Consider the following 1,386-nt stretch of genomic DNA (forward strand, 5'->3'; position numbering starts at 1 on the left):
ATCAAGACAAAGTTTATAGGCCACCACGGCTAACCTGTGCCGATTTATCGGTATGAGTGGAAAAACAATGAGATTGCTTCGTAAACTCGCAAAGACGATTTGATAAACGTAACCAATCCTTGCTCTTTGTTCTTTGCTCCAACCAACCACCAAAAGCTAGATTTCTCCTCCTTGCAGCTTTCCGAATACTCGGAACAAGCAGTCGAAAAGACGCAACTATTAAAGTAACCACAAACGAAAAAACCAACCACCCAACCATAAACAATGTTGCGTGGTATGGTGATAACACCAACCCCAGGGAAATGGCAGGTGTTTATTTAAGTGATTTAGTTTTTTGTTATCTTTAAACAACCAAGCCGTTTAACGCCAACTCCATATGTCCAAGAAAGAAATTATTTCTACATCACCTATTATTCCAGACGAAGTAGTGATTAACAAAATCTATTACATAAGGGAACAAAAGGTGATGCTGGATAGTGACCTTGCTAAGCTTTATGGGCTTGAAACTTTTCGTTTGAACGAACAGGTAAAACGAAACATAGCCAGATTTCCGGAAGATTTCATGTTTCAATTAACTAGTGATGAATGGGAATCTTTGACATCGCAAATTGCGATATCAAAAAAAGGAAGAGGCGGAAGAAGAACAATGCCGTATGTTTTCACAGAGCATGGAGTGCTCATGTTATCGAGTGTGCTCAACAGCGAACAGGCCATACAGGTTAATATTCAGATTATGCGTATCTATACTAAAATAAGAGAAATGCTAGCTGCGCATCAAGATGTTTTTCTCCGCATGGAACAAGTAGAGAAGCAAATGATCAAACACGACCAAAAAATTGAATTGTTATTTGACTATCTAAGTAAATTCATAGAAAAAGAAGATAAGCCAAGGGAAAAAGTAGGATATAAGATAGGTGATAAAAAGGAATAAGGATTTTGCGAAAGAGTATAAAAAACATAAAACAAATTACCCTCTGGTTTATTGTTCCGCAGGGTCACTTAAATCCATTTAAAAAACCAAGGTCTCCAGACCGTAATAGCGCATACATATAAGCTTTATTTTAGCAAAAACTTAGATTTCTCCTCCTTGCAGCTTTCCGAATACTCGGAACAAGCAGTTGAAATGACGTAACTATTCAAGTAACCACAAACGAAAAAACCAACCAACCAACCAACCAACCCCTCCTTGCTCCTTGTTCTTGGCTACTAATTACCAATAATCAAATGCCAACAACCAAAAAAGACGCAACGATAAAACCAACCAACCAACCGTTCCCAAGCACGCCCTAACGGCCTCCGAAATTTTGGCAGGAAAGACCAAACTTGACGTTGCAAAAACGAACCCCTAGCAACAACAAGTAAGAAAATAGAGCGTTACACCAACCC

At 38.7% G+C, this 1,386-nt stretch carries 1 protein-coding gene; it reads left to right on the top strand.

All coding sequences use genetic code 11. The annotated features are described in order from the left end of the window. Positions 1–376 precede the first annotated feature (376 nt). A complete protein-coding gene (locus B3I52_RS10045; protein ID WP_293300902.1) occupies positions 377–931 on the top strand; it encodes an ORF6N domain-containing protein in 555 nt (184 codons plus the stop codon). Positions 932–1,386 lie beyond the last annotated feature (455 nt).

This window comes from Pedobacter sp. UBA4863, assembly GCF_002399615.1.
Classification (GTDB): domain Bacteria; phylum Bacteroidota; class Bacteroidia; order Sphingobacteriales; family Sphingobacteriaceae; genus Pedobacter.